The organism is Paenibacillus sp. FSL M7-0420 (assembly GCF_038002345.1).
Lineage (GTDB): Bacteria > Bacillota > Bacilli > Paenibacillales > Paenibacillaceae > Paenibacillus_AQ.
The window spans coordinates 3232517-3253534 of sequence record NZ_JBBOCJ010000001.1 but is presented as its reverse complement, the minus strand read 5'-3'; the positions used below and the strand labels follow the sequence as shown (position 1 = coordinate 3253534).

General features: G+C 49.0%; 23 protein-coding genes. 6 read left to right on the top strand and 17 right to left on the bottom strand.

Features of this window, described 5'->3' with window-relative positions:
- Window positions 1–8: 8 nt before the first annotated feature.
- A complete protein-coding gene (locus MKX51_RS13815) occupies window positions 9–578 on the bottom strand; it encodes a TetR/AcrR family transcriptional regulator (RefSeq protein ID WP_340941041.1) in 570 nt (189 codons plus the stop codon).
- 208 nt (window positions 579–786) lie between these two features.
- Between MKX51_RS13815 and MKX51_RS13810 the strand changes: the two genes are divergently transcribed.
- Entirely contained in the window at window positions 787–1230 is a 444-nt protein-coding gene (locus MKX51_RS13810) for a DUF4395 domain-containing protein (RefSeq protein ID WP_340941042.1), read from the top strand.
- 139 nt (window positions 1231–1369) lie between these two features.
- Here the strand turns inward: MKX51_RS13810 and MKX51_RS13805 are convergent, their stop codons facing one another.
- The 7 genes from MKX51_RS13805 to MKX51_RS13775 form a co-directional block, all read right to left on the bottom strand.
- Window positions 1370–1900: a hypothetical protein gene (locus MKX51_RS13805; RefSeq protein ID WP_209870284.1), complete on the bottom strand. Its 531-nt coding sequence runs from the start codon at window positions 1898–1900 to the stop codon at window positions 1370–1372.
- Between the two features lie 115 nt (window positions 1901–2015).
- Window positions 2016–2948, bottom strand: a complete 933-nt coding sequence (locus MKX51_RS13800; RefSeq protein ID WP_340992757.1) for an NAD-dependent epimerase/dehydratase family protein — start codon at window positions 2946–2948, stop codon at window positions 2016–2018.
- A 309-nt stretch (window positions 2949–3257) separates the two neighbouring features.
- Entirely contained in the window at window positions 3258–4247 is a 990-nt protein-coding gene (locus MKX51_RS13795) for an ROK family protein (protein WP_340992756.1), read from the bottom strand.
- Between the two features lie 233 nt (window positions 4248–4480).
- Complete coding sequence (locus tag MKX51_RS13790) at window positions 4481–5266, bottom strand: ABC transporter permease (protein ID WP_340992755.1); 786 nt, start codon at window positions 5264–5266, stop codon at window positions 4481–4483.
- 8 nt (window positions 5267–5274) lie between these two features.
- Window positions 5275–6069, bottom strand: a complete 795-nt coding sequence (locus MKX51_RS13785; RefSeq protein WP_036730060.1) for an ABC transporter permease — start codon at window positions 6067–6069, stop codon at window positions 5275–5277.
- A 70-nt stretch (window positions 6070–6139) separates the two neighbouring features.
- Window positions 6140–7195 (bottom strand): ABC transporter ATP-binding protein, encoded by a 1056-nt coding sequence (locus MKX51_RS13780; RefSeq protein WP_340992754.1) that lies wholly within the window; start codon window positions 7193–7195, stop codon window positions 6140–6142.
- A 110-nt stretch (window positions 7196–7305) separates the two neighbouring features.
- On the bottom strand, window positions 7306–8088 hold the full coding sequence (locus MKX51_RS13775) for a GTP cyclohydrolase II (RefSeq protein ID WP_340941051.1): 783 nt from the start codon (window positions 8086–8088) through the stop codon (window positions 7306–7308).
- A gap of 208 nt (window positions 8089–8296) precedes the next feature.
- Between MKX51_RS13775 and MKX51_RS13770 the strand changes: the two genes are divergently transcribed.
- On the top strand, window positions 8297–8623 hold the full coding sequence (locus MKX51_RS13770; protein ID WP_340941052.1) for a winged helix-turn-helix transcriptional regulator: 327 nt from the start codon (window positions 8297–8299) through the stop codon (window positions 8621–8623).
- A gap of 96 nt (window positions 8624–8719) precedes the next feature.
- Here the strand turns inward: MKX51_RS13770 and MKX51_RS13765 are convergent, their stop codons facing one another.
- From MKX51_RS13765 to MKX51_RS13745, 5 genes are all read right to left on the bottom strand, one after another.
- Window positions 8720–9601 (bottom strand): ABC transporter permease, encoded by an 882-nt coding sequence (locus MKX51_RS13765; protein ID WP_340992753.1) that lies wholly within the window; start codon window positions 9599–9601, stop codon window positions 8720–8722.
- Window positions 9598–10593 (bottom strand): ABC transporter ATP-binding protein, encoded by a 996-nt coding sequence (locus MKX51_RS13760; RefSeq protein WP_340992752.1) that lies wholly within the window; start codon window positions 10591–10593, stop codon window positions 9598–9600. Before MKX51_RS13760 ends, MKX51_RS13765 begins: the two co-directional genes overlap by 4 nt.
- Window positions 10590–11708, bottom strand: a complete 1119-nt coding sequence (locus tag MKX51_RS13755; protein ID WP_340992751.1) for a hypothetical protein — start codon at window positions 11706–11708, stop codon at window positions 10590–10592. The genes MKX51_RS13760 and MKX51_RS13755 overlap by 4 nt, the downstream gene beginning before the upstream one ends.
- A gap of 23 nt (window positions 11709–11731) precedes the next feature.
- Window positions 11732–12247, bottom strand: coding sequence for a sigma-70 family RNA polymerase sigma factor (locus MKX51_RS13750; RefSeq protein WP_340992749.1), 516 nt, complete (start codon window positions 12245–12247; stop codon window positions 11732–11734).
- 322 nt (window positions 12248–12569) lie between these two features.
- A complete protein-coding gene (locus MKX51_RS13745) occupies window positions 12570–13850 on the bottom strand; it encodes a stalk domain-containing protein (protein WP_340992748.1) in 1281 nt (426 codons plus the stop codon).
- Between the two features lie 224 nt (window positions 13851–14074).
- Between MKX51_RS13745 and MKX51_RS13740 the strand changes: the two genes are divergently transcribed.
- A complete protein-coding gene (locus tag MKX51_RS13740) occupies window positions 14075–14290 on the top strand; it encodes a hypothetical protein (RefSeq protein WP_445322005.1) in 216 nt (71 codons plus the stop codon).
- 160 nt (window positions 14291–14450) lie between these two features.
- Here MKX51_RS13740 and MKX51_RS13735 read toward each other — a convergent pair whose 3' ends face one another.
- The 4 genes from MKX51_RS13735 to MKX51_RS13720 all read right to left on the bottom strand — a co-directional run bounded on the left by MKX51_RS13735 (window position 14451) and on the right by MKX51_RS13720 (window position 17814).
- The gene (locus MKX51_RS13735; RefSeq protein ID WP_340941060.1) at window positions 14451–14765 is read right to left on the bottom strand and encodes a hypothetical protein; all 315 of its coding nucleotides are present in this window, start codon (window positions 14763–14765) and stop codon (window positions 14451–14453) included.
- Window positions 14766–14906: 141 nt separating this feature from the next.
- Window positions 14907–16361 (bottom strand): PTS transporter subunit EIIC, encoded by a 1455-nt coding sequence (locus MKX51_RS13730; RefSeq protein ID WP_340992747.1) that lies wholly within the window; start codon window positions 16359–16361, stop codon window positions 14907–14909.
- 43 nt (window positions 16362–16404) lie between these two features.
- Window positions 16405–16926, bottom strand: coding sequence for a PTS sugar transporter subunit IIA (locus MKX51_RS13725; RefSeq protein WP_340992746.1), 522 nt, complete (start codon window positions 16924–16926; stop codon window positions 16405–16407).
- A 21-nt stretch (window positions 16927–16947) separates the two neighbouring features.
- Window positions 16948–17814, bottom strand: a complete 867-nt coding sequence (locus MKX51_RS13720; protein WP_340753842.1) for a PRD domain-containing protein — start codon at window positions 17812–17814, stop codon at window positions 16948–16950.
- A 445-nt stretch (window positions 17815–18259) separates the two neighbouring features.
- Between MKX51_RS13720 and MKX51_RS13715 the strand changes: the two genes are divergently transcribed.
- Genes MKX51_RS13715 through MKX51_RS13705 form a run of 3 tightly spaced genes read left to right on the top strand, consistent with a single transcriptional unit; the run spans window position 18260 to window position 20998 of the window.
- Window positions 18260–18430, top strand: coding sequence for a hypothetical protein (locus MKX51_RS13715; protein WP_340992745.1), 171 nt, complete (start codon window positions 18260–18262; stop codon window positions 18428–18430).
- A 55-nt stretch (window positions 18431–18485) separates the two neighbouring features.
- Window positions 18486–20591, top strand: a complete 2106-nt coding sequence (locus MKX51_RS13710) for a peptidase domain-containing ABC transporter (RefSeq protein WP_340992744.1) — start codon at window positions 18486–18488, stop codon at window positions 20589–20591.
- Window positions 20588–20998, top strand: coding sequence for a thioredoxin family protein (locus MKX51_RS13705; RefSeq protein ID WP_340992743.1), 411 nt, complete (start codon window positions 20588–20590; stop codon window positions 20996–20998). The genes MKX51_RS13710 and MKX51_RS13705 overlap by 4 nt, the downstream gene beginning before the upstream one ends.
- The last annotated feature ends 20 nt before the right edge of the window (window positions 20999–21018 follow it).

Here is a 21018-nt window from a genome sequence, read left to right as displayed (position 1 = left end):
TATTACGGTTAAGCCAGTATTGCCGGAATGCACTCTGCTGCTGCTTCCAGCGGTTGAATATTTCTGCAGGTCAACGCCTGCAGCAGCGCCCCCTCGAACAAGGAGACCACCACCGAAGCTTTGCACTCTGCCGATTCCTCCTGTACCCCCTCCCGGATCAGACGCTTCGCAATAATATCCTGCCAATCCCTGAAGACACACTGGCAAGCAGTGCGCAGCTCATGGCTGACACAGGAGGTCTCCACGGCTACCCAGAAGCTGAACGGAACCAGTCCTTCAAAAGAGGATTTCTCCGCCTCATTTGCCATAGACATGATGAAATTCTGCACAGCCTGAGCCGGCACCGCTTCACTCTCCATATAATGGCGCAATAAACGGGCTACCTCTTCACTAGTCCGGTTAATGCAGGTCAGGGCCAGCTCCTCTTTGCCGTGGGGAAAATAATAATACAAGGAACCCTTGGGCGATTCGCTGTCTTTAATGATCTGATTCAGTCCGGTAGCATGGTACCCCTGTGTAAAAAACAACCTGGAAGCCGTATCCACAATGGCTTCGCGTGCATTAGGCTTGTTCGACAAGCTCTACACTTCCTTATCTTGACGATCCAACCATTATAACAATTGGTCTACATAATAAAACCACAAAAAAACGCCTCCTGTCAATGGATAATAATTTTAAATTTTAATATTCACTGTTGAGTCATAAGACTTAAGGATTGCCACCCATCTGTTCTGCCGCTATAATCGAATTAAAATTAATTATTCCAATATGAAAGGTGTGATTACAATGAGTCAAAAGCCTGCAATGCAGGGAATTCCCCGCCCGCTAGTGAAGCTCAATCAGGCCTTCATTGTCATCTCTGTATTACTGGCCTTGCTCACAGGTCTCCACTGGATTCTCGCTCTCCCGCTTGCGGCCGGATTATCAGGTCTAATCTTCGGATATAATCCCGTCATCAGGCTATGCAGCCCGCTGCTGACGAAGCCGCGCTCCGCCTATGTGCTTGAAGACCCGGAGCAGCAGCAATTCAACCAGAAGATTGCCGTCTTCTGTCTGGCAGGCGGACTGGTCAGCTTTCTGGCCGGATGGACGATCGCCGGATATATCTTCACCATGATGGTCGGAATCGCAGCAACGGTTGCCATACTCGGCTTCTGCATCGGCTGCTTCATTCATTATCAGTGGAGAATGTACACTTACAGACGCAAGCAAGCCGGGCTTCACAAATAATCCGGGATTCCCTTCCTGCTGCATCCCTCTACCCCTTGTCACAGAACAGGCCAGCCAGTCCTTGCAGCAGTAGAACACTACTGTCAAGGCTTGGCTGGCCTGCGCCTGCCGGAATGAGGCGGACTAAGGTGTAACCCGTTCAGCGTTCCCTGCCTGCCACATCCCAGCGGTGACGGAACTTCTCCAGTCGTGGATGGACCTCAGCCGGCGCTTCGGAGAGCAGCAGACGCAGCTTGACAATCCACTCCTCGAAGGAGGAGAAGGAGGCGAACAGATTCGCCATATCTGGAGTCAGATAGAGAAAATACGGCGCGGGGTAAATGTCGCTGATATGACGCAGCGCCGAATCCAGCGGAGTGTACTTCTTTCGCTTACCCTCGAGACTCTCTACGGTGATGAAGGACTGTCCCTGCTCTTTTTTCCACGCATGCAGCCGGTCATCCCGCTTATACCAAGCCTTCACCGGCTCCTTCGTCATCCGCCGGACGGTTTCTTCATGCAGCGGGTAGAGCACCAGCTTCGTGAACTTGCGCTCCACTGCCGTCTCCGCCGCCTTGAGCAGCTCCATATCCGATATATGCTCGAACGAATCATAGAAAATGAGCGTTCCCTTGCGCTCACTGGCTGGCGGTTCATAGCCATAAGGCATATGTTGTATGTCACGTGTCATCATATTACCTCCCGTGTATTACTGCCTATAGCATATCATGCTACCCGGGACGGCGTACAATTCTGCAAGCTTGTCATTAAAAAGCACTGCTGCTCATTTCCCTTGGCTTACTCCGCTAACCCAGCTCTTCACGGAACCATTCTATGGTTTCCCTAATGGCCTTTTTATACGATGTCGGATTGTATTCGGGGAACCGCATCATGAATTTATGATCATTCAGCAGAAGCGGATACTCGAATTCGTATAGAAGCTCATGGAATTCGCTTGCTTCCTTATTGAACACACCGGCTAATCCGACTGCCCAGCCAGGCACCGCACAGCACTTTCCCGGACTGCCAGCCGCATGGTGGATATTCATCAGAAATTGCCGCCCCTCAATCGCTCCGGAGCCGGACACATGCCACTCCCCCTGCTCACCGCTCTCCGCCAGCAGCACGGCCGCTCTGGCCGCATCGCGGATATAGACCAGATCATGCGGAACGTCCAGCTTCACCGGCCACTTAATCGTTCTGGCTTGGAGGGCTCCGCTGAAGATCGGTCCGAATAATCGGTTCGTGACATTCGGACCGTAACAATTCGGATATCGCGGAATCACGTAACGGAAGCCCCGCCGTTCAGCCTCCGTCTTAATCAGCTCCTCCAGTTGATTCCGCAGCTTCCCCTTGCGGGTTCGTGCCTCCTTCGGATGGCGTTCATCCGCCGGAAGATATTGGAGCTTGCCGTAACCGTAGATATTGCCCGGAAATACCAGGGTCTGGCCAGTCTTAAGCTGGCGGGTTACCCGCTCCAGTGCCTCTGGCATGACAGAGTACCAATCCTGATACGGCACATTAAGACAGAAATAGACGTTTGTCACCCCATTCAGTGCTTCAGCAAGCACCTTCTCATTCCTTACATCTACTGCCGCCAGGGTCAACAGCGGGCCCTTCAGCCTGCGTAAAGCCTGACTGGAACGGTGGTAGGTAGCCTTCACCAGTCTTCCCCGTGACAGTAATTCTTGTGTGATGGAATGGCCCAGACTGCCATTTCCCCCAATGACGAGATTCATAACATGAACGGCTCCTTATCGAACGCATGAATACCTTCAGCAACCTGCTAACGGTTCATTCAATTTGCCCGTGATTATAATTCGCAGTTGTTGAAGAACCGGATCATCCATGCTGCTTCTATAGAAGAGAAGGATATATATTCCAGTAACCTGCGTTGTTATCAGTATATCTCCTGCAAGTCACTGTATTCATTGGGTTAATTTGACGATTCATGTCGATTCCGAGCTTTTATATGGACATATGGTGAATTATTGGAAATCAATAGTTTTGCATCAGGCGGGTGCGGCCAGTAGATCGCGAATTTCCGCTCAATTAGAATGAGCTGGTTGTGTATGCTTCTTTTTCTGATAAGCATATACAGCAGCACCCAGCGTACCTGCACGGCTGCCCAGTTCAGCCTGAACAATCCGGCACCGGCTTGCGGACAGCTTCAGCGCATGGGCATTTACAGTATCGCGGACACTATTCAGGAGACGGTCTCCTGCTGCGGACATGCCGCCCCCGATAATAACCAGCTCCGGGTTCAGCAGATTAATCACATTCGCCAGCCCGAATCCCAGCAGCTCCCCCGTCTCATGCATGACCTCAATGGCCAAGGGGTCTCCGAGATCATAAGCCTCCGAGATCATCTGCGCCGTGATCTGCTTGCGGGTCTGCCCGGTCCAGGTCTGAATCAGGCTGACCCTTCCTGCCTCCAGCTTCTCCTTGAAGGTATTCACCATCCCCACCGCAGACACATACCGCCCCAGGCACCCAGAGCTTCCGCACCGGCAGGGACGTCCCTGCCGGTACATATTCATATGTCCGATTTCACCAGCGCTGAAGGTTGTCCCATACAGCACATTGCCGTCATGAACCATCCCGGAGCCGAGACCGGTGCCGAGTGTGAGCAGAATCAGATGCTTGTATCCTTGTCCGGCACCATGGTGCCATTCCCCGTAAAGATTAACCCGCACATCATTATCTATGTAGACCTCGAAGCCGTAGTAAGGCTTCATTTCATTGACCACATGGACCTGCTCCCAGCCGGGAAAATTCGGTGAGAAGACCGACAGTCCCTCCTCCGGGTCGAGCAGGCCGGGGATTCCCATGCCCATACAGGCAATCTGTGACTCGTAAATCCCGCTTCCTGCACATAGCTGCGCAACAGCAAGCCTGATCCGCTCCAGCACATGTGCGGGCCCCTCCTGCGCTTCTGTGGGTAGTGAAATTTCCTCTACCGCCGTGAAATCCTCATCGAACAGACCTGCCTTAATATTGGTTCCGCCCAGATCAATGCCAACTATATATTTCTCCATCCTGCCCCATCCTTCTTTCCCCATTAGAATGCTGTACCTCTCTTCTCTTATTATGCGCTTTCAACTTTTAGATAAGTAGCATTTTCCGAGCATATGGATAGTACGTTTCACTTGAAAGCGAACATCCTGCGGATAGCGGTTGCTGTTATTTTATTGACAAAGAGGGCTGCCCCGACAGCCAATACTCACGCTGCGGGACAACCCTCACTGTATAACTATTTCATTTAAGCGTCTTAAGAACCGGCGCCTTTGTACCGCTTGACGCCGAAGCTCCAGGCCATCAGACCGATGCTGAGGAAGACCGCGCCGACCAGCGGGGTCAGCAGCGCCATCGTCCGCATCTCATCGCGGTGCAGGAATAAGGCTGCCGGATAGATCCCGACAAAAGCAAACGGGATAATCCAGGTAAGCAGTACCTGAATTGCCCGGTTGTAGATCGTTACCGGATAACGTCCGTACGTCTGGATGTTATACATCAGCGGCAGAATGCCTGTCGGAGCATCCGAATAGAACGACAGCGATGTCAATGTCGTATAGATCCCCGTATAAATGGCTACGGCGCTGAGGGTCAGAAGGATCAGCATCGGCAGGGTCCACCATTCAAACGGCAAGCCCAGATTGCTGCCGCTGATCGCCATGACAATAAGTCCGATGAAGGAGCCGAACAGGGACGGCGGGTCCACGTTCTCCAGGAAGATCTGGAACAGGTTATGCGCCGGACGGGTCAAAATGCGGTCCATTTCGCCTTTGACAATATACCGTTCACTGAAGCCCCACATATTGACGAAGCAGCTGAATACGCCGAACGGCACCATGAAGAAGCCGTAGACGAACACCACTTCGTTCTGATTCCAGCCGCCCAGGCTGTCGGTATGCATGAAGATGACCAGGATGAAGATAAAGTTCGTCGCCTGGAACAGCAGGTCGGAAATGACCTCCACCCAGAAATCCGCGCGGTAGGTTAACCGTGTTTTCATATAATTCTTCAGATATTCAATCAATAAGCCCAGGTAGTACATAGCTCAGCTTAACCCCCCTGCACGAACAGCCGCTGGCGCGCTGCGTGATTTAGCCAGACAATCGGAATGAGCAGAATCAGGAACCAGATGACCTGGATACCCAGCACATTCCAGATGCCTACCCCCTGTACGCGGCCTGTAAATACAGAACCCGGCAGATAGGTAATCGCTTGGAAGGGAAGTACCTTAAGCACGGAGGATAACCAGTCCGGGAATAAGGTAATCGGCACAATCAGCCCCGAGAACAGATCCACGACCACACGCTTCATGCGCATCATCCCCTCATTGTTCTCCACGAAGAAGGCAGACAGGCCTGTGATAATATTAATCTGCGAGCTGATCAGGAAGCTGAAGAACAGCATGACCAGGAACCCGGCCCAAGCCGAAGGCTCCGTAGGGAGCTGCACCGGAAACAGCAGAATGGCAATCACCATGCCCGGGATCATCAGCATCATGAAGCGGAACAGGCCTTCGCCGAGGCCCTGCATCATTTTGACCAGCACATAATTATAAGGACGGATGAACTGGATTGCGATGCTCCCGTCACGGATGTCGGTGGAGATCTCCCGGTCCAGATTGTTGAAATAGAAGGCCCGCGCCATCCAGGACACCGCCACATACGTGGTCATCTGCGCCCCGGTAAAGCCGCCGAGCGACTCACCATCGCCATAGATCGCTCTCCAGGTGAAATAGTTCACCCCGATATTGAGTGTGTAGATCAGAATCCCCGAATAATAATTCACCCGGTAAGCAAGCATCGTCAGGAACCGGATACGGATAAAATCAAAATAAGCGCCAAGCAGCAGCCTCCGCCCATTCTCCCCGGAACCGCCCTGGGAACCGCCGGAGGAGGGAACTGCGGTTGCCAGCTTCTCAGACATGGATAACCTCTTTCTCATCGCTGAGAGCGGCGATCCGCTCCTCCGGCTTCTCTGCCGAGCCTGACTGATAAATACTGCGGACGATGTCATCCGTGTTTGTTTCGATGATTTTGATGTCTGTAATATCGGCCTGTCCGACGACCCGTCCCAGCACATCCGATACATTCAGCTCCAGCGGAATCCAGACCTTGGCCGCCAGCTCATTCTCTGCGGTCCAGGTAACCGGCATGCCTTCCGTCCAGCCGATCAGCTGCTGCAGCTTCGTGGCCGTTCCGAACTGGAACTGCACTTCACGCCCGGTTCCCCAGCGCTGCTTCAGGTCATCCAGACCTCCGTCATAGATAATCCGCCCGTCATCGAGCATAATGACCCGCGAACAGAGCGCTTCGATATCCTGCAGATCATGCGTGGTCAGCAGGATGGTTGTGCCATGCTCCCGGTTCATATCCTTCAGGAATTCGCGGATCTCCGACTTCACGACAATATCCAGCCCGATCGTCGGTTCATCCAGGAACAGAATGGACGGATTGTGCAGCAGTGCCGCCACCAGCTCGCAGCGCATCCGCTGGCCCAGACTCAGCTTACGGACCGGACGGTTCAGCAGATCCTGAAGCTCCAGGCGTTCCACCAGCTCATCCAGCCGTTTTTTGAACGCCTGCTCTGGCACCTGGTACACCTTGCGCAGCAGCTGGAAGGATTCAATCACGCCGATATCCCACCAGAGCTGGCTCCGCTGGCCGAAGACAACGCCGATATTCTGCACGAACTTCTCGCGCTCCTCGTACGGCACGAAACCGCCGACAGTCAGACTGCCGGCGGTAGGGACAAGAATTCCGGTAAGCATCTTGATCGTTGTGGACTTCCCGGCCCCGTTCTCCCCGATATATCCGCAGATCTCACCTTCGGGAATGCTGAACGAGATGTCCTTCACTGCCGTTACTTCGGTATATTGCCGCTTAAACAAATCAGCGAAGGCCCCTTTGAGGCCCTCGCGGTTTTTTTGGACTTTGAAGGTCTTGCGCAAGTCCTGCACTTGAATAGCATTCATAGGTTACCTCACTAAGCTAAGAATTGGGTTCAGTACCCCATTATAATAGAATGAATACAAAAGTACTACCTATTTCCTCGTCCCTTTCCTTCCACCTACGCCCGCCCTGCTTATTTAGCCACTCTTCCCTCAAAAAACTCCGCACCCGGCACAGCCTCCAGATGTCCGGAACGGGCCACCTTGGTCCGCAGGTACTTCTCATTGAAGACCGATACATCGCCCCATAGCGGCACCCGCTTCACTGTGTTCATTCCGGCTGCCCGGAGAGCTTCCAGCTTCTTCGGATTGTTGGTGATCAGAGTCACCGGATGGCTGCGCAAATGCTGAAGCACACTAATCGCATCTGTGTAATCTCTGGAATCATCGGCGAACCCAAGCTCCAGATTGGCCTCTACGGTATCATACCCTTCTTCCTGAAGAAGATATGCCATTGCTTTGCTGAACAAGCCAATGCCTCTTCCTTCATGATTCGCCAGATAAAAGAGGGCCCCGGCACCATGCTGCGCAATCATCTTCATCGACTGGTGCAGCTGGAAGCCGCAATCGCAGCGCTTGCTGCCGAAGATATCCCCGGTATGGCAAATGCTGTGCATCCGGATCAGCGCTTCCTCCGAATGCTCGAAATCTCCGTAGACCAGGACACTGGACTGCTGTCCATCCGCAAGCTTCATCGATGACAACCGGCTGATGAGCAGCTCGGTAGCCTCCTTGCCTTCAGCGCGCTGAAGCTCTTCGTCCGTCACATTCAGCCAGCTGTACCATTTGAAGGTGATCGTCTCCCCGTCCAGATTGACAGGCAGGGTAATAGGTCCGACCAATATATTCGTGGAGTTTTCCATAGGAATCCGGTTGATTTTGTTCTGTAGTATAGATAGGATATCTGGGTTGATCATAAGAGCACCGTCCTAAAAGTTTGATAGCATATAGCATACGCTTCTTTGATTGTATTAATTTAATTTTTAATATTGAACTTTTGACGTAGTAACTATTTGTAAGTTAGTTTATCATTGTAATATAACTTCGTCAAGTTATAATATATATTTAAATATTTATAATTACTTATTGTAAGTTTATGATATAATGAATGCTGAGGTGATCCTTATGAATGATTTTGAAATGTGCCCCCGGTTCGAGAAAGCGGTAGATGTGCTTAGCAAGCGGTGGGTAGCCCTGATCGTGTTCGTCCTGATGGATGGTCCGCGGCGGTTCGGGGAAATTGAGCATTGCTTGTCCAATCTTAGCGGCAAGGTCTTGTCTGACCGATTGAAGGAAATGGAGGCTGAAGGGATCATACAGCGTTCTGTATACCCTGAGATGCCCGTACGAATTGAGTATTCGTTAACCGATAAAGGTACGGCACTGGCTCCCATTCTTGGAGAGATCGGTAACTGGTCTACGGATTGGATCGAGATTGGCGTGACCAAATGATTCCCGCACGGCACGCGAAGCAGCGCCCTTGAAGCTCCTGAACAGGAACCTTCGGGGCGCTGCTTTGTTTGATTTTATAGTAAGCATGGTCGATTCCTACAGATCCTTACGCTGAAAGCGCAAAAGCCCCAGCCCAAAGATAACCACAGTGTAGATTACAGCGTATGCGACAAAGGTATTAGACGGAAATGAATTGAAATTCATCAGACTAAGCGCCCCGTTATCCATCGATACCATACCATTCATATCCTTCAAGCTGAACAGCTCGACAGTCATTCGGCGCTGCAAGGTATCTGCCGGCATAATCATCGAGATCATTCCGGTCAGATTATTCAGCACCTTCAGTCCGTCCTCCTCCAGACTCAGCGATCCGCTAAGCTTATCCACCATCCCGCCGAGAAATCCTGCCCCGTAGAGCATCGTCATGAACACACCGTTGCCAAGCGCCGAGAATAGTCCCGAACCCAGCATGGATACGGAGATTAACAAGGGAACTACAGAGGCAAACAGGAGGAATGACCTCGCCAGCACGGCCGCTTCTCTGGGAACATTCGCGTGGGCATTTGTAATCAGCAGGATTGCGGTGAACAGAATGAGTGCATAGATCGTTCCCAGTGTAACGAAGCCCAGCCAGCGGCCAAAATACCATTTCCAGCGCGGCAGCGGCCGGGGTAACAGAGCCTGCATGACCCCCTGCTCCGCTTCACCAGCAATCACCGAGAAAGAACTGAAAATCGCCAGAAAGGCAATAACGAACGCGCCGAAGAAGAAGCCCAGACTCAGAATAAAAGCGCCGTTCATGTACTGCATGAACAACCCGCTGCCATTTCCCAGCGTTCCGGTCCCTTGATCGTTCGTTCCTACGGTATCGGCCACAAACCAGAAGGCAATCAGGAACACCAGGGTAAGCAGGAGGGTTAGCAGCATCACTTTTTTACGAAGCATTTCCTTCCAGGTCATTGCAACTATGGTTCTCATTCCTTCTCCCCCCTATGACTTAGCCCGGCTACCGCATCCATGAACCAGTCCTCCAGCCGCTCCGTCTGGCGGATCACCTGATACAGCGTCATCCCCTGCTGGACCATCAGCCCGTTCAGCCAGCCCGCCTGCTCCTCATGATCCAGCTCCGCCGCAAGCCAAACGATGCTTGAATCTGAGTCCTCCTCCTGAGCCGGGTCATAGCCTGATTTCCCAGCCGCAGGCACGGATTGCCGGATGGATAACCCTGTATGCTCATTAAGCCAGGACAGCAAAAAAGGCGTGTATCCGCCTACTTTGAAATGCCAGCTTGTCCGTTTGTTCAGCATCTCCGCTACTTTGCCGTGCCGCAGGACCGCTCCGTTACTCAGCAGAGCCATCCGGTCGCACAGCACTTCAACATCCTCAAGTAAATGAGAGTTGAGAAAAATAGTAATTCCCCGTTCCTTCAGCCGCTGCAGAATCTTCCGCACTTCCATTCTCCCGATGGGATCAAGGGCTGAGGAGGGTTCATCCAGGAACAGAATCTCCGGATCATTCACCAGCGCACACGCAAGACCCAGCCGCTGCTGCATTCCCTTGGAATAATGCTTGACCCGGTCCCTTCCGCGCAGCCCGATGCCTACCTCCTGCAGGAGCTGGGGAATTCTCTGATCCATGACGGATTTCGGAATCCGGCACAGCTTGGCATGAAGCCTGACCACCTCTTCACCGGTCAGCCAATCCTGGTAGCGGTACAGCTCCGGCAGATAGCCAATCTTCATTTTGGCTTCGATAGAGCCGAGCGGATGGCCCAGAATGGAAGCCTGACCGCCAGTTGGCGAGATGAGTCCGACCAGCATTTTGACAAAGGTACTCTTGCCGGCACCGTTGGGGCCGAGGAAGCCGAAGGCTTCCCCTTTCCCCACAGTCAAAGTAACATCCCGGCAGCCGCGTCCATTCGGATAAGCTTTGGTCAAGGCGTTCGCATCAATCGCAGGGATACTGCTCATTGTGTGATCAACTCCTGTACTTTCTGGAGGAACTGCTCGCGGTCAGGATAGAGGTCTCCGCCGCTAAGCTGCAGAACCTGCCCCTTCTGCACCCAGACAGCCATGTAGCTGTTGCTGTTACTGAACTTCATTTCAGTAAGAATGACCTGCGTACCGGCCACCGTAATCTGTTCATCATGACTGCCCTTGATCAGCGGCATCGGCAGATCACCGGACAAGATCCGGCTCTTCTGCAGGCTGCTTCTCAGATTATCTGGAATCAGCGGGAAGTTCACGACCGCATCAATCGCTTCGTCCAGATCCACAGAAGGATCTACGGTAACGACAGGTGTATTCATCTGTGATAAGGATCCCCAGTGCTGACCGGTGCCCAGATCATAATACACTTGCTCGGGGATATGAAGCGTAATCGGCTTGCCATCTACAGACGTAGGCAGCAGATTGTCCGAGCCCAGGCGTTTCAGTGCCTTATTCACTTCATCCACCTTCAGGGTTAGAGTAATATCCCGGCTTGGTGATACATCTGCTGTCTTTGCAGCAGCAATGTTCGCACCCTTCAAAGGCTCATATCCCAGCAAACCTTGAATTTTGCCAACCGGAATTTCACCGCTGATGCTCCCGTTAACGGATGAGATGTCTCCGAAGGAATTCATCGTTTGGCTGAAGTTCCCGTCTTCCGACGCCTGATAGAACATATCCCGCAGATCGCTTTCTTCGACGACGGTTGCCTCCTGCATCTTGAACTGGTTCAGCAGGGCGGCCATGGCCGTATTCCCTACCGGAGTGGCCAGAACAGCTGCGAAAATCGCTACGCCTGCTGCCGCTGCGGCCCACTTGCGGCTGCGGCTCATAGGCCGGCTCGTCTTCCGCCCTGTCTTCTGTACGGACTCCGCTGCTGCAAGATGTTCCGCCTTAGCTGCCGGAAGCACTTCATCTGCTGCCGGTTCTGTTCTATCTGACCTATCAGCGTTGGCAGTCTGTTCCTCTAGAGTGCTCTCTTGCTTGCCCCATGTAGCCCACACCGGATTGACCGGCTCGTCTTCCAGCTTCTCCTGTAATTTCGCCCAGGCTGCATCTGTGTTCTGTGGCTGTATCTGCCCGTTTGCTCTATTCATGGTTTCTTTCCTCCCGGATCTCATTATTCTTGCGGAATGGATTTCACCGCATGGTGTTTCAGTTTGGCTGTCGCCCGGCTTAACAGGGTTCCGACTACCGGCGGCTTCACTCCCAGCTCCCCGGCGATCTCCGCGTAGCTGTAGCCCGAATACTTAAGCAGCAGGGCCTGCCGGTCCCGCTGAGGAAGATCCTCCAGCCAGCTCCGCACATCTTCCTGATCCATCTTGCTGAGGACTACTTCTTCCCCTGTAGGAGCAGAAGCCCCCGCATCATATAACAGCTCCTGCTTGTTGATCAGACGCCGCTCTCTCACCCGCTGGTTCAGATAATCATATCCGATCCGCGTAAGCACTCTATGCAGCCACGCCCCCAGCGCCGCCGGATCATCCGGCGGATTTCGGTAGAGTCTGATAAAAACCTCCTGCGCCAGATCATCGGCAGCACTCTCGTCCCTCACAAGTGCCGCCAGCTTGCGACGCACACTCGGGTAATGCTCATAAAAGATTAATTTGTATGGGTCTGATTCCGGAATATTCATTAGGGTAATCCTCCTTATCCGCTGCAGCTATAAGTAAGACGAAGGCTAGGGCTAATTTGTATCATCTTGCCTCAAGATTTCTCTCCAGCAATTCTGATCTTCTAATTATACGGCAGGCCGGTTGACCCGCATACATCCACTCCGGGCGCTGCCCTAATGCATCTACATCCGCCAAATAACCCCACAAAGTGGGGCTTTAGCGTAGGTGATGACTCAGGTACTTTGCGGGGACACCAAAACATATAAATGCTTATCTGTCACAAAAAAACGGTCCTCCGGTAAAATCCCGGGGACCGTTTGCGTCTTGCTATTCCATTCCTGACTATTGCTTGCTGTAATTCTCGTCCCCAACCTGGATGCTGCCGTCATCATGCTGGAAGAATAGGGAACTGGATACCTTACCGTTACCAAAAGCGAATACGATGGTATTCCCGCTTATCTTGTATGAACCGGTGTCTGAACCGCCGGCCCCGCCTGTTGTGGGTGCTCCGCCCTGGACGGTACCCAGCATCAGGTTATCGCTGGTGAAGGTTCCATTGCTGTTCAGCACCAGCGTCCGTGTCCAGGAGGTCGATCCGGCTGAGATCCCAGCCAGCCCCTGGAAGCCGCGGTGAACATAAGTGCCGCTTAGGGTCAGCCCGTTCTTGACCGTCTTGACCCGGCTAAGCTCAACATCGTCAATATGCAGCTTGCCGGATTTGACCGCAATATCATAAGTATCTCCGTTACTTAGCTTCAGCTTACCACTCTGTATGGTGTAAGTCTGGCAGCCGTCACGCGAGCAGTTGATCGTCTCCGGTCCGCCTTGCTTTGGAGCATCAACAACCACTTTATTACCGGGCAGGAAGGTGAGGATATTCCAGCACATCCCGCCGCATTCATACCCGTCGTAGTCCGGGCTGAAGCCGTAGTACGTTCCCTGCAGATTGCTCAGATTCACCTGGTCCGAAGCGGCTGGCTTGTAGGAGCCGTCTCCGGCCGGAGCATTCGGCACAGTCCCTGGTGCCGGCGGCTTGGTCGGTTGCGGCTGGCTGGCGATCTGCTCATCGTATACTTTTTTGAATTCGGCAATTTGCTTGTCAACCGCCGCCTTCGCCGTTGCTTTGGTCAGACCATTGGCGGCCAGATACGGATCGGTATAGACGAGAATCTGCGGCTTATACGGGTTCCATGCGACCAGTGCCTGAGTGGACTCCCCGACGAAGCGGAGCGGGACCATCGTGTAGCTGTCTATAATTGTTGGCGCTTGCAGTAGTTGAACACTGGTGCCATTGACGGTAGCCGTCTTACTGCCTATCTTCATTACTATGGTCAGGCCTTCCTTCGTACCGGTTACTGTCTGCTGCGCGGGATTCCAGCCTACTGTGAGACCCATCGCCTCGAACAGCGGACGGAACGGAACCAGCGTTGTCCCTTTATCCAGCAAGGGAGCTTTCTCAAAAGTTAATGGTTTGTCATCCAGATTGACCTCTATCGTTTTGCCCGCAGCTGGCGAAGCTTGCGCTTGGCCCGCTGATACACTCAGCGCTACGGCTACTCCCAGCCAGATGACAGCCGTCCATAACCGCCGGATCACAGGTCCGGACATTCGCCTTTTTCTCACCTATACCCCATCCTTTCGCAAAACAAACGGATTTTTAGATTTATAACCCGTCAGTCCCGCGTTTAAACAGAACCAGTCAAAAAATGATTTTTTGACGCACAGAAAAAGCCCTCCCGCACGCGGTAGGACTGATATCTGGTGTATATCCATTAAAAGGTTGATCTTGCCAATAAAATATAGTAGTTTATTAGGTGTAAACTATTATAAATTGAAAGGTGGAGCTAATGATGGAACAGAAATGTATGGAATTGATGATGAACATGTGTATGGAAGACATGATGTCGAAGATGAAGAACATGAAGATGTGCATGGAAACCATGACCGAAATGGGCATGATGAACATGGATATGGACAAGATGATGACTCAAATGCAGCAGTGCGACGAAATGATGACCATGTGTATGACCATGATGCGTAATGGAATGGAAATGTCCAAGTAAGTCCAGGTTTACGACGGCAAGCCCTTGAGAGTGAATCTGCGAAATTCACCTTTATTGTGCATGTCATGGCTGAGCAGACTAACTGCATGCCATTTTTTAGTTAAACTATATTACCTCTATATCTACCTAATCATATCTCCGATTAATTCTTCTCTATCCTCTATCTAATCTTGATATACCGCGCTTGAAGCTGCTTAGCCACGTGAATCCGCTCCATCTTCAGCTCCCACATCTGTTCTCTCCACAGACCGCTATCCGTTGTATCCTCTTGCTCTCTCAGCTTATCGAATAATTGCATCAGCAATAAGTTAATATCGTCGAACCGCGACCACAGCGCTCTCACACTATCCACTTGTTTTTTTTCTTCGGCAAGCATTTCATAGTTATTCAATTGCTCCAGGAGATCAGCCTGCCACTGTTCATCGTTAATTGCCTTGGCGTAATTCAGCAAATCCAGATAATCATCTATTGACAAAGGTACCGACTCCTTTTTCCTTTATACCAAGTATTATACTCGGTATTGTATATATTGCAATAGTCTGCGCATAAAAAAACAGACATCCCCTGAAGGATGCCTGCCAGGAAAAGCTATTCTTCTGTGCTGACCAGCTTCAAGCTACATCAGCTTCTTAATATCATCCTTCAGCTGTTCGGACTGCGGTCCGAACACAATCTGTACGGCACCCTGCCCAAGCCGCATGACACCGGAAGCACCCAGTTGCTTGAGCGCGGAGTCCTTAACCGCTTTGTCATCATTTACGTTAAGACGCAAGCGGGTAATACAGGCATCGATGCTGCGGATGTTCGCAGGACCGCCGATGTTCTCCAGAATCTTGGCGGCTCTGGAAGAATCAGACACAGTCGCCCCGCCTTTGGACAGTTCAATGACCTCATCCTCGCTGTCATCCTCGCGGCCAGGGGTTTTGAGGTTGAACTTGATGATAACAAAGCGGAATAAAACATAATATAGTAGGAAGAATGCCAACCCTACCGGAAACAGTACCCATGCGTTCGTTGAAATCTTAAGGTTAGTCAGATAGTCAATCAGACCTGCAGAGAAGCTGAATCCGAGCCGTACATCCAGGATGTACATCAGAGCCATTGACACACCGGTCAATAACGCATGGACAAGGTACAGTAGCGGTGCCAAAAACATAAATGAGAATTCCAGCGGTTCGGTAATCCCTGTAAGTATAGAGGCAATTGCAGATCCAATAAAGATGGAGGCTACCAGCTTTTTCTTCTCCAGTTTTGCGGTATGAATGAAAGCAAGCGCCGCACCAGGCAAAGCGAACATCATAATCGGGAAGAAACCGGTGGTGAACATCCCTGCACTTTTATCTCCGGCCAGGAAACGCCAAACGTCACCATGGACTACCTCGCCGGCTGCATTGGTAAAGTCACCTAACTGGAACCACGCAATGGTATTGATAACATGATGGAGGCCGATCGGAACGAGCAGACGGTTCGCCGTACCGAATACGAAGGCACCAATGGCACCCAAGCCTACTACCCAGTTACCGAAATCACTGATAACATCTTGTATCGGGCTCCAGACCATACCAATGAAGACTGCCAATACCATTGTCGAGGCTGCAGTAACAATAGGAACAAACCGTTTGCCTGCGAAGAAGCCGAGCCAATCTGGCAATTTGATATTGTGATACTTTTTGTACAGGAAAGCGGCCCATGCACCGGCAAAGATCCCCCCAAGTACGCCCATATCCAGCACTACATCGTCGCCTATGAAACTGAAGGTTCCCGGTACGATCAACAATACTTTTGTAAGAACCATATACGCAATAAGCGCCGATAAAGCAGCTACAGCATCACCGGCAAATCCTATTGCAACCCCCACGGCAAAGATCAGTGCCAAGTTGCCGAAAATCGCACCCGAACCTGCGTTTAAGAATGGAGCGACATACTGGTTCAAGAATCCGCCGATAGTGCTACCCAGATGTAAATCCTTTTCGTAATCGAGAAGGCCGAGTCCCTGCAGTAGAGCTGCAGCCGGTAAAGTTGCGACTGGAAGCATCAGAGATTTCCCTAACTTCTGTAGAAAAGCCAACATAATGAAATCATCCCCCTGGTTTCATTTTAAGTACATGTATGTTCTAAGGCTGTGAAGCTACTGCTGTTGTAAGAACACTGCTTGTTCCTGCCGTAACCTGGCCGTAATGGCAATCCACTTCCGGGGTGTCCTCCCCGTTGCCCGTTACAATTACCGGAGTGATCATACGATAACCCGCAGCGCGGATTGCCTCCAGATCAAATTCGATCAGCGTCTGCCCTGCCTGCACTTCATCTCCGGTGGCAATATGGCTGATGAAGCCTTCGCCCCGTAAGCTGACCGTATCAATTCCGATGTGCATCAGCAGTTGCAGACCAGAGGCATGCTCCAGGATTAGAGCGTGATTCGTTTTAACCACATGCGCAATTTTTCCGTCAAACGGGGCCGTTAAACGTCCCTCTATAGGTTCTATGGCAATACCTTGGCCCATATGCCCGCCAGCAAAGGTCTCGTCCGGCACTTCCGTTAATGGTACGGACTGTCCGCTGACCGGAGCGTATATCTCCAGGCGGATTACCGCCTCAGTAGGTTTCTCTTCTTTTTTAGCTTTCCATCTCGAAAACATAAAAGTCACTCCTTGCTGCTGCTATTTATTCTTCTCTATCGTCTGGAACAGCCGGTGCAGATGCATAGCCAGAAAGCAGATTTCTTCTTCGGGTACGTCTACACTGAGCTTGCCCTGCATGACTTTGCCCATCCTGTGCGCGAGCTTGTATTCATCCTTGTATTCCTTCTTGATATGCTTCACAAAAGGATTGTCGATGAGCGAACCCTGCAGAATCCGTTCAATCGAGAATCTCAAGTGAACCATCAGCCGGACATGATTCATACTGCCCTGCTCAAAGCGGATCTTGCGTTCACTGCGGATCATCTCCATCAGTTCACTGACAATGTTGGAGGCCTTCACAAGCTGGCCCACCGGCACATTGCTGACTGCAGAATAGACGTGGTAAGTAAGGAAACCGACCTCGTCCTCAGGAATCTGCACTTCAAAGCCTTCGCTGATCTTCCCGGCCGCCTTGGAAGCGATCTCAAATTCCTTGGGGAATGTCATCCGGGTCTCCTCCAGGAATGGATTCACAATGTCCATCCCGCTGCGCAAGCGGAAAATGGTGAATTGGATATGGCTGGGGAGCGCCAAATAGATCTTGTCGTTTAGCTTGCCGGGAAACTCACGGGCGATATCAGAGATAATCTCATCCGTAATCCTCATGACCTTGGGATCAATGTCCTCCAGCAGAATCTGATACTGACTCCATTCCTCCCGGTCCTCCAGCCGAAACAGCTTCTCAATCCGGGGATCATCCGAATCAATAACACCCGTATCCTTAAGCGCAAACCCGATGCCCTTGCCGATAATTACATATTCCTTGCTCTTCTTGCCGCCCTCTACCATTACGACATTATTCCCAATCACCCGCAGCACCTGAAATTGTTCAGTGTCCCTCGCCAAGTTCCCCCTCCTTTCCGCCCATTGCCTGATTTTTTGCACAAAAAAGAGCCAAGACTGGACTCAAAGTATTGAGTACGAATCTTGGCTCATGCCCTGTTAAGGTAACACGCCACTGCATATAAATGATCATTTATGAACCCATCATAAAGCATACCTTGTATTCCCGTCAATGGGTTTTTGAAAAAGTCAAGTTCTGCCCCGAAAATCTATATTTCAAGATTATTCTAAACCAATATAAATTATTTACACACTCTAAAAACCTCAATATTTATAACCGTTATAAACACTTTCTTATACTCCATGTGATTACTTTACAGTTATATAGTTACATTAAATTCATTTATATTACTTAATATTACTTTTAATTAAAAATATTGCGCATTATGTAGGGTTGGACTATTATGACAATATTCCATGGAAAAAATATACTAAAGGAGAAAAGAAAATGAATAAAACCTCGATTTCAGATATTTTTGAAGAGCTTAATGCAGAAGAATTTGATTTAAATGGTGCTGGCTTTAGCGCTGCGGAATGCGCTTACTTATGGTCTATGTGCCTCATTTACCCACAAGGTTGTACAAGTCCTTGCGTACTCTTTTATCAAGGCTGTTCTTAAGTATTGGTTATAAAAGGCCCCTTTCGGGGCCTTTATCTCTAGGGGGAAACATAGGATGCTTAAAAATATTTATATTCATACAAAACAACATGACTCCTCAGATTGCGGCGCAGCATGTATTATGAGCCTATTAAATTTCTATGATAAATATCTTAATTATCAATATCTTAGAGATTTACTGAAAACAGATACAACGGGAACAAGGTCAAGCAATATGATCCTTTCATTACAAAACCTCGGATTTGAGGCAAAACTAGTCCGATTAAAACAACTGAATTTAGACTCACTTCGAAAAGTTGTATACCCGTGCATTGCGCATACATTCGTTGCCGGTCTTGAACACTATATCGTTCTTTATGGTCTAAAGAACGATAAATTGATCGTTAGTGACCCGCAAAAGGAAAAACTATGTCTATTGCGCTTCGATGATTTTTTTTCTACCTTTACTGGAGTAATAATCCTGGCAAATCCTTTATCAAACAATTCATTAATCTTACCCATGCAAAAGAAAAAAAATAGTGCGAGTCATAAAATATATCGGATTTGCAAGCATAACCTAAAATACCTTCTTCTCTCTGCTTTTTTTGCTTTAGCTGCTGCTATATCTGCTGTAGTATTTTCCTATATTTACCGGGCGGCATTTGATTTTGTTGTTCCTGAAAAAAATGAAGATTTATTGAACCAGATCATAGGAACTTTCTTTTTAATTATTCTCGCTAAGGGTTTGTTTGAATTTTTAAGAGGAATGTTCATCTCCATGCTTAGTAGAAAAATTGATGATCGTTTAGCTAATCAGTTTTTAACAAAAATACTAAACTTTCCCTTGAATTTTTTTTATAGCAGAGAAAATGGAGATACTTTGGCACGTTTTTACGATATTTCTAATGTTAGAAATTTGATCAGCAACACTTTAATACTTAGTGTCATTGACTTTATGACTATCTGTATAACCTCTTTTATCTTGTTTAAGGAAAATCAGCAGCTGTTTATAATATCGCTCTCGCCAGTACTAATATATCTGTGCATCAACAGCTTGTTCTTTAATCAATTGCATAAATCAAGCAAAAAAAGTATAGAAGATCAGTCTTATTTGACCAGTCATATGATCCAGGTACTTGAAGGCATGGAATCCATTCATGGGCTTAATAAACAATCTTATGTTCATCGGAATCTAATTAATAAATTTAAGGGAGTTCTTAAGCGGAATTTTCTATTTAGCCTGCTTTCCAATATCAACATTTCACTCACTCGAACTATCCAATCACTTTTTAGCTTGATTGTGTTATGGGCCGGCATCAAACAGATTATTAATGATCAGTCCAGCATTGGACAATTAATGACTTTTACGGCACTGGCCAGCTACTTCATTCTTTCGGTAGAACGATTGGTAAATGCTCAGCCTGACATAATTAAATCTTATGTTGCCATTAACCGATATTACGAATATTTGGATTATCCCACCCCTAAAAACAGCGTCCCTGGAATCATCTACAGAATTGATTCAATTATTTTTGATAAGCTTTCCTACTCCTATACCAACAGAAAGGTCCTGGAGAATTTGTCTCTCGTGATATCACGTAATGATTGTATCGCAATTGTTGGACAGAGTGGTTCGGGTAAAACTACATTGGCCAAACTGTTGGTTCGCATTCTGGATTCAAACGAAGGCAAATTAATGATAAACCAAACGGATATCAATACACTAGATATATATTCTGTCCGTCAGAAAATCATTTATCTGTCACAAAACCCTTTCTTTTTTGCTGGAAGCTTACAGGAGAATTTATGTATGGGTACCGATTTTACGGAAAAAGAGCTTATAATCGCTTGTGAAACTGCCTGTATCTGGGAAGAAATTCAGCTGATGCCTGGGCAACTTGGCTATACTGTATTAGAGAGCGGGAGCAATTTTTCATTAGGACAAAAGCAAAGGCTCTCATTGGCACGTGCTCTTCTTAATAAACCTGAAGTTTTAATTTGTGATGAAATTATGAGTAATGTTGATGTGGAGAAGTGCCGTATAATCTATAATAATCTACAAAATATACAGCTTACAAGATTATATATTACTCATAAACCTGAGGATATCCCTTATATTGATAAAATCTTTGACCTTGATCAAAATGAGTTAATAAAGAACCGTGAGGAGGTTCTAGTGTGATCAAAAAGTTTATTCTCTTAACAGTTTCAGTAGCAGCAATATTTTTTTTATTACTGAATATATTCCACTCTATTGGAGCTGATAAACCGTTGTATACAAATATCACACTCTCAGAATATCAAAAGAAAATTAGTGAAAATGAAAATTTCTCAATCTATATCTATGCTACTTCCTGCCGAGCCTGTCAAACCTTCAAACCCATAGTTAACAAAGTGCTTAAAAACAATTTAAATGTAATCTATGCTCTTAATCTTGATATAAACCAAAATAGAGATCTGTCCTTTTTGAAAGAACAAAATATCTCATTAACACCTACAATAGTAATCTACGAAAATGGTGAAGAAATTGCCAAAAAAGAAGGCGTTCAATCTGAAACAGAACTTAGAAATTTATTAAATCTTAATTAGTAGAATGAAAGGAGCACAGT

Bases quoted from the DNA above. Each gene is read 5' to 3' on its own strand.
- MKX51_RS13810 (WP_340941042.1), top strand. From the start codon at position 787: ATGAGTCAAAAGCCTGCAATGCAGGGAATTCCCCGCCCGCTAGTGAAG.
- MKX51_RS13805 (WP_209870284.1), bottom strand. From the start codon at position 1,900: ATGACACGTGACATACAACATATGCCTTATGGCTATGAACCGCCAGCC.
- MKX51_RS13800 (WP_340992757.1), bottom strand. From the start codon at position 2,948: ATGAATCTCGTCATTGGGGGAAATGGCAGTCTGGGCCATTCCATCACA.
- MKX51_RS13795 (WP_340992756.1), bottom strand. From the start codon at position 4,247: ATGGAGAAATATATAGTTGGCATTGATCTGGGCGGAACCAATATTAAG.
- MKX51_RS13790 (WP_340992755.1), bottom strand. From the start codon at position 5,266: ATGTACTACCTGGGCTTATTGATTGAATATCTGAAGAATTATATGAAA.
- MKX51_RS13780 (WP_340992754.1), bottom strand. From the start codon at position 7,195: ATGAATGCTATTCAAGTGCAGGACTTGCGCAAGACCTTCAAAGTCCAA.
- MKX51_RS13775 (WP_340941051.1), bottom strand. From the start codon at position 8,088: ATGATCAACCCAGATATCCTATCTATACTACAGAACAAAATCAACCGG.
- MKX51_RS13770 (WP_340941052.1), top strand. From the start codon at position 8,297: ATGAATGATTTTGAAATGTGCCCCCGGTTCGAGAAAGCGGTAGATGTG.
- MKX51_RS13765 (WP_340992753.1), bottom strand. From the start codon at position 9,601: ATGAGAACCATAGTTGCAATGACCTGGAAGGAAATGCTTCGTAAAAAA.
- MKX51_RS13760 (WP_340992752.1), bottom strand. From the start codon at position 10,593: ATGAGCAGTATCCCTGCGATTGATGCGAACGCCTTGACCAAAGCTTAT.
- MKX51_RS13755 (WP_340992751.1), bottom strand. From the start codon at position 11,708: ATGAATAGAGCAAACGGGCAGATACAGCCACAGAACACAGATGCAGCC.
- MKX51_RS13750 (WP_340992749.1), bottom strand. From the start codon at position 12,247: ATGAATATTCCGGAATCAGACCCATACAAATTAATCTTTTATGAGCAT.
- MKX51_RS13740 (WP_445322005.1), top strand. From the start codon at position 14,075: ATGATGGAACAGAAATGTATGGAATTGATGATGAACATGTGTATGGAA.
- MKX51_RS13730 (WP_340992747.1), bottom strand. From the start codon at position 16,361: ATGTTGGCTTTTCTACAGAAGTTAGGGAAATCTCTGATGCTTCCAGTC.
- MKX51_RS13725 (WP_340992746.1), bottom strand. From the start codon at position 16,926: ATGTTTTCGAGATGGAAAGCTAAAAAAGAAGAGAAACCTACTGAGGCG.
- MKX51_RS13715 (WP_340992745.1), top strand. From the start codon at position 18,260: ATGAATAAAACCTCGATTTCAGATATTTTTGAAGAGCTTAATGCAGAA.
- MKX51_RS13710 (WP_340992744.1), top strand. From the start codon at position 18,486: ATGCTTAAAAATATTTATATTCATACAAAACAACATGACTCCTCAGAT.